The sequence below is a fragment of the Limosilactobacillus sp. genome, from assembly GCF_041859915.1.
Lineage (GTDB): Bacteria > Bacillota > Bacilli > Lactobacillales > Lactobacillaceae > Limosilactobacillus.
Genome location: NZ_JBFLGB010000088.1, coordinates 1 through 5,740, shown reverse-complemented (window position 1 = coordinate 5,740; position 5,740 = coordinate 1). Strand labels below are relative to the sequence as shown.

General features: G+C 42.7%; 8 protein-coding genes. 7 read left to right on the top strand and 1 reads right to left on the bottom strand.

Going from position 1 to position 5,740, the window contains the following annotated elements; translation table 11 throughout:
• Positions 1 to 150: 150 nt before the first annotated feature.
• From ACEYV4_RS09010 to ACEYV4_RS08980, 7 genes are all read left to right on the top strand, one after another.
• Positions 151 to 1,044 (top strand): hypothetical protein, encoded by an 894-nt coding sequence (locus ACEYV4_RS09010; RefSeq protein WP_272218677.1) that lies wholly within the window; start codon positions 151 to 153, stop codon positions 1,042 to 1,044.
• A gap of 328 nt (positions 1,045 to 1,372) precedes the next feature.
• Positions 1,373 to 2,419, top strand: a complete 1,047-nt coding sequence (locus ACEYV4_RS09005; RefSeq protein ID WP_373842959.1) for an NADH:flavin oxidoreductase/NADH oxidase — start codon at positions 1,373 to 1,375, stop codon at positions 2,417 to 2,419.
• A gap of 129 nt (positions 2,420 to 2,548) precedes the next feature.
• Positions 2,549 to 3,139 (top strand): NAD-dependent epimerase/dehydratase family protein, encoded by a 591-nt coding sequence (locus tag ACEYV4_RS09000; protein WP_373842958.1) that lies wholly within the window; start codon positions 2,549 to 2,551, stop codon positions 3,137 to 3,139.
• Positions 3,117 to 3,554 carry an Rrf2 family transcriptional regulator gene (locus ACEYV4_RS08995; RefSeq protein ID WP_373842957.1) on the top strand — a complete coding sequence of 146 codons (438 nt, stop codon included), beginning with the start codon at positions 3,117 to 3,119 and terminating at the stop codon, positions 3,552 to 3,554. Before ACEYV4_RS09000 ends, ACEYV4_RS08995 begins: the two co-directional genes overlap by 23 nt.
• A 165-nt stretch (positions 3,555 to 3,719) precedes the next feature.
• Complete coding sequence (gene mazE, locus ACEYV4_RS08990; protein WP_373842956.1) at positions 3,720 to 4,001, top strand: type II toxin-antitoxin system PemI/MazE family antitoxin; 282 nt, start codon at positions 3,720 to 3,722, stop codon at positions 3,999 to 4,001.
• Positions 3,961 to 4,308, top strand: a complete 348-nt coding sequence (locus ACEYV4_RS08985; RefSeq protein ID WP_373842955.1) for a type II toxin-antitoxin system PemK/MazF family toxin — start codon at positions 3,961 to 3,963, stop codon at positions 4,306 to 4,308. Before mazE ends, ACEYV4_RS08985 begins: the two co-directional genes overlap by 41 nt.
• Before the next feature lie 132 nt (positions 4,309 to 4,440).
• On the top strand, positions 4,441 to 4,794 hold the full coding sequence (locus ACEYV4_RS08980) for a LysR family transcriptional regulator (protein WP_373842954.1): 354 nt from the start codon (positions 4,441 to 4,443) through the stop codon (positions 4,792 to 4,794).
• A 33-nt stretch (positions 4,795 to 4,827) separates the two neighbouring features.
• Here the strand turns inward: ACEYV4_RS08980 and ACEYV4_RS08975 are convergent.
• On the bottom strand, positions 4,828 to 5,740 hold a 913-nt coding region (locus ACEYV4_RS08975), incomplete at its 5' end, for an IS3 family transposase (RefSeq protein ID WP_373842953.1).

Below are 5,740 nucleotides of genomic sequence, written 5' to 3'. Positions count from 1 at the left end.
GGGATTCATTGATAATACGGTGTACAAAAAGCTGAAAGATAAAGAAAAGGTCATGCTTGATGCAATTGACGGCCAATTGCTTGTCCCTGAATATACTGATGATTATCTACAAGAAGTTAAGGATATTGTCATGGGGAGGTACAAGTAGATTTGAAACCGGATGAGAATAAATTTGGCGGAAGTAGTGAAGAGAAAATTCCATTTTTTATGGTGACACTTCCAAATAAGACAATGAGTATAAAACTAAACAGGGCTTTAGACAGTGATGACAGAGAACTTGCACATACTTTTGCGGAAACTTTGGGATTATTAAATCAGTTAGTTAAAATTTTCTATATATGTAATGATGCACATGATTATTTAATATTCAGTATTAATCGACTAGAAAATACGGTCGAATCTCATACCCATGTGGCTAGGGCAATAATTGACTTCCTCTCGGATTCTAGACTGATTATTAATTATTTAGAAAATTGGACTAAAAGTAATTTAAGCTCTGAATATTATCAAAAATGGCTTGAATTTGAGCATGGGATGTTTGATCGATTCGTGTCTTATAGAATTGGATATCATCTTAGGAATATAGCACAGCATAAGATATTTATTATTGGTAAAATTAATGAACACATAGTTGATAATGGCAAATTAAAAAAGGATATTTATCTCAACAAATCAGTACTGGATAATAATTTCTATAACAAAACAAAAACATCAGCTAACTTTTTTGAAAATGATAGGAACCTGTCAATAATGCCGCATTTAGAAAATTATTTTTTAGGAATTCAGTATCTATATCTAGATGCAGGTAGAAAATTCTTTGATGAAAACAAAGAAAAAATAAATCAAATGATTAAATTGTGTGAATCAAAAGGCTATAGTTCCAGGATTTATCATGGGGTTACAAATAGTAAAAAGATTAACGAAAATAATTGGGATGTTGATGCGTCAGAAATTATCACTGTGCCTAAAATTGTTGATGTGCTGAAAATATTAAATGAGGAAAAAATAGCTAATATCAACTTTAATATTAAAGGTATTTCATGATTAAAAAAAATACACATATCACTGTTCAATATAGATAAGTTTTCCCACAAACCAACAAAATCCGTGAACTACTATTCATCACTAAAATCCTTCAAGATTCAACATTTTAGATTCGAGTAAACAGATGTACTGCTTTTAGTTAGATATCCAAAACCGCCTTAACTAGCGGTTAATTAAGAATGTGTAATTGATCAACTAAGCTCGTGGCAGAACAATAATTAACGGTGCTCTTCTCCTATTGCTGGGAGGAGGGTCTTTTTAAGTTCGCTGAGTTTACTTTTGCAAGTGAATGATGTTACAATAAATCCTGTTATTGAGGGGGATCATAATGTCTAAATTACTATCATCAGCAACGGTTGGCGGGTTAACGTTGAAAAACCGGGTAGTGATGTCACCAATGTGCCTGTTTGATGTTCAGCAACACGACGGGATGCTAACGCCGGTTCACTTTGCCCACTATGTTCAACGGGCGATGGGTCAGGTGGGGTTGATTATTATTGAATCCACCGCGGTGGATCCCGATGGCGGGATTACCAACCGTGACCTGGGATTGTGGAATGACCAGCAGGGCCAGGAGCTGGCCAAGCTAGTAAGGGTGTTGCATTCACTGGGCGCCAAGGTCGGCATCCAGTTGAACCATGCCGGACGCAAAGCACAAAATGCCGAGCACTTAATGTCAGCCGGCGCGGTGGCCTTTGACGATGAAATTGGCACACCAGCACCAATGACCACGGAGCAAATCCACCACCTGGTGGACGAATTTGGGGCAGCTGCCAAGCGTGCTCAGGATGCCGGCTTTGACATGATCGACGTTCACGCGGCCCATGGCTACCTGCTTGACCAATTCCTCTCACCACTGGTTAACCAACGAGACGATGAATATGGTGGCAGTCTGGCAAACCGTTACCGCCTGCTGCACGAAGTAGTCAGTGTCGTCAAGGAGCACTTCAACGGCACGATTTGGACCCGCCTGTCACTGACTGACTACCTGTTGGCTGACCAGCAGAATAGTCTTACCGACTGGCAGCAAGTGGGGAAGTGGCTAGCCGCTGACGGGGTTAGCCTGTTGGATATTTCGACTGGCGGCTTATTGCCAATTAAGCCGGACTTCCCTATTCACGATGGTTACCAAACCCGCTTTGCCACGGCAATGAAACAGGCAGTTGACATTCCCGTCTCAACGGTCGGCTTGCTCGATAATCCGGGCCTCGCTGAATACATCCTACAAAATGACCAGGCAGACCTGATTATGGAAGGCCGCGCCTTGTTGCGGAACCCGAACTGGGTCGCCAAGGCGGCTAAAGAGTTACATGAACACGACTTGGAGCGGTTCTCTTATAATCACTCTTACTACCGGGGCTTGAAGTATCTGTAATACCAATAATGACTGCTGACGAACGTTAGCAGTCATTTTTTGGTCATCTTTGAATTATCCATCGACAAAATAATTCTACGAATATATAATAACTGTGGAATTAATTTTTCGACGAAAGGATGATATTTAATGACAAACTTTGTGTTACTCGGTGGGAATGGTTATTTAGGACGGAATTTTGTACAATATGCCCAGAAGCAAGAACCGTCAGCGCATTTCTATGTAGTATCGCGGTCGGTGAGAAACCGGCTTGTTGACCCGGCCATCACCAATATTGCCGCGGATATTACTGTTGATGCCGTGATTCCGGATTTGCCAGCGCAGATTGACTACGTGGTTGACTTTATTGGCGGGCCGGCGAAGGATCCAGCAGAATCACTGGCCATCAATGACGACCCCGCTGCATTGATGCAAAAATTAGCTGAAGACCACCAGGTTAAGGCGATGGGCTTTATTGGCGGGTTGCTGGGACCTAAAGAATTTGTTCAGGCCAAAAAGCGTATCATTAGTCGCCTGCAACAGTCACCGGTGCGGTTGGCTTACGTGGAACCAACCCTGGTTTACGGTAATGGCCGCCACGATGCGATGACCCGCTGGGTACCGTTGCTGAAGGGTGCGGGGGTCTTTGCTAAGCGGCTGCGGCCGGTGACGGTTAACGAAGTGGTAACACAATTATGGGAAAGATTGGTAAGAACCAATGAAACTAAGCAAGGGCTTTGAACAAGCTATTTATGTGATCGTAATATTGGAAATTAAAGGACAGGGGCAGCCAGTGAAAAGTACGGCCCTGAGCCACGAACTGCAGGTGTCTGATTCGTCGCTCAAGAAAGTGTTGCGCAAGCTGGTGTTGGCCAACTTGATTAAGTCGGTCGCCAGTAAAGACGGGGGCTTTCTGCTGGCCCGGCCCATTGACCAGATTTCGCTTCGTGACGTCCTTCTGGCGGAAGAAGGGGCGCAGCCGATTCAGTTCAATAACCGCCATCTGGCCAAACAAATCTTTGCTTATCCCCAAGAGCGCGACCACATCGCTTATAGCGAACAGTTAATTAGTCAGGCATTGAGGGGAGCCACGGCTGCTTATGAAGAATCACTGGCACAGTTTACCCTGGACAGGTTATTGAAGAAAAACCAGTGAGTTGTCGGCTAACGGAGTGTGCTGTGCCCTGAAGAAGGATGCCAACCAACCTTGTTAAACTGCTGTCTTGATGGAGGTCGGCAGTTTTTAATTTAACGGGAAGTTAACTAATGTAATTACTTTAGTAATCACTTGATGGTATAATGACAAAAAGAGGGTGAGTTAATGAATAAAGTAAAGGCGCGAATTCAGGGAAATGCGATTGTCGTAACAATCCCCAAGGCGTTTCATGTTCAGCCTGGGACAGAATTTCAGTTTAAAAAGGGTAAAAACGGGGCTTTATTATTAACGCCAACCAAAAAAGTTCCGGCAAGTATGAAAGAACTTTTTAAGGACTGGCATGGTACATACCAGCAGCCTGATGATTTAGCTGATTGGCAAGAAACGACTCCTCAGGTAATGAGTTATGGTAAAAAAACTGAAGCAAGGTTCCATTATTTACATTGACTTTGATCCTTCGATTGGTTCTGAAATTCAGAAAAGAAGACCGGCAGTGGTTGTCAGTAATGATCTTCTTGCGGAAACTTCACCATTTGCGTGGGTAGTTCCTATTTCTCACAGTCATTTTAATGGCCCGGATTATCCGTTACATGTCCGGTTAGACGGCCGAACACAGGTTAGTGGAACTATTTATGTCGAACAATTGAGATCTTTTGATTTTCGGCAAAGAAAATGGCAATTTGTGGAAAGCTGCCCAACGGATATTTTCGAAGAAGTCATCCAAAAGGTCAGTTTGGTGCTTCATTGGGATTAATTTATGTCAATAATTGATGTGGTAAGAAAAATTTTTCTGGTGTGGACTGATAAAGCTTGATGATTGTTAAATTATCAGCTACCGAGATTGGATGATATTGGTTACACAGTTAAACTGGTTTGGTGATAATCCATGGATAATTTTGATTTTAAAACACTGCAAATTTTTATTGCGGTTTGTCAGTTTCATAGTTTTAGCAAGGCCGGTAATGCGCTCTACCTGGACCAGTCGACCGTTAGCAAGAAAATTCGCCAGTTGGAAGACGCCACTGGCCGTCAGTTGTTTAACCGGACGCCACAGGGGGTGACCCTGACTCCCCAAGCAGAAGAAATGCGGCCCCGGGTAGAAAAACTGCTGGATGATTTTAAGCAACTGCACCTGCCCATTAAACTGAGCCTAGCGGATCTCCGGGTAGGACTAATGGACAATATCGCCGCCTACCACTATGTTGACTTCCTGACGAAGAAAATTGACCAGCTCAAATGAAGTGCAACAGAAAAGTTAGGCAAAGTTAAATAGTTAAACTCGTAAGGCATGGTTCCGGTATTCAACCGGTGTCATGCCTTTTGTTTTTAAAGAGATTCGTTGGTTGTTGAAACGATATACATAGTCTAAGGAAAGCTTTTTGAACTCTCCAAAATCTTTACATGGCGTAAATCCATTAAACAGTTCCGTTTTGTATAGGTGAAAGAAACTCTCAATGGGCGCATTGTCATGGCAATTGCCCTTACGGGACATGCTTTGAACAAAATGAAGATTAGCTAGTGTTTTGGCATAGTAAACCTGCTGATATTGCCATCCTTGATCTGAATGAATAATAGGATGGGCATTATCAGGTAATTTTTGCAGTAATTCATCAATAGTACTTTTGACCAGTTGTAGATTAGGATGATGACTTACTTGAAAAGCCAGTACTTCCTTACTAGCTTCATCAACCATAGCTGAAACATAAGCCCACTGTTGATTAGCTAGTCGTATCTGAGTGATATCGGTGTGGATGACTTGGTATGGTTTCGTTGCTGTAAAGGATTGTTGGAGAACATTCTGTGCAATTTTTCCAACAGTACCGCGATAGGATGAATATTTACCACTACGGTGTTGGTTATACATACTTACTTGGACGCCTAGCTGACGCATGATGCGGGTAACTGTGGCGTCGGCTAAGTGAATCCCGTCTTGATCAAGTAAAGCTTTCACGCGACGATAACCGTAGGTTCGTCGTCCGCGATAAAGCCCCTGCCTGCTAATCGCCAACACTCGTTGTTTAACTTGAGCGTATTTATCGTAAGGGTTAGCGATGCGCTTCCGCTCATCGTAATAAGTTGCTCTCGATAATGAGATTCTTTGGAGGAGCTTACCAACCGAGTAACGCTGTTTCTTAGGAAGCTTAGCTTGATCAGCCCTGATCTGATCCACTATTTGTGTTTTTTGT

Excerpts from the sequence above, each read along its gene's own strand:
- ACEYV4_RS09005 (WP_373842959.1), top strand. The coding sequence starts at position 1,373 with ATGTCTAAATTACTATCATCAGCAACGGTTGGCGGGTTAACGTTGAAA.
- ACEYV4_RS09000 (WP_373842958.1), top strand. The coding sequence starts at position 2,549 with ATGACAAACTTTGTGTTACTCGGTGGGAATGGTTATTTAGGACGGAAT.
- ACEYV4_RS08995 (WP_373842957.1), top strand. The coding sequence starts at position 3,117 with ATGAAACTAAGCAAGGGCTTTGAACAAGCTATTTATGTGATCGTAATA.
- mazE (WP_373842956.1), top strand. The coding sequence starts at position 3,720 with ATGAATAAAGTAAAGGCGCGAATTCAGGGAAATGCGATTGTCGTAACA.
- ACEYV4_RS08985 (WP_373842955.1), top strand. The coding sequence starts at position 3,961 with ATGGTAAAAAAACTGAAGCAAGGTTCCATTATTTACATTGACTTTGAT.
- ACEYV4_RS08980 (WP_373842954.1), top strand. The coding sequence starts at position 4,441 with ATGGATAATTTTGATTTTAAAACACTGCAAATTTTTATTGCGGTTTGT.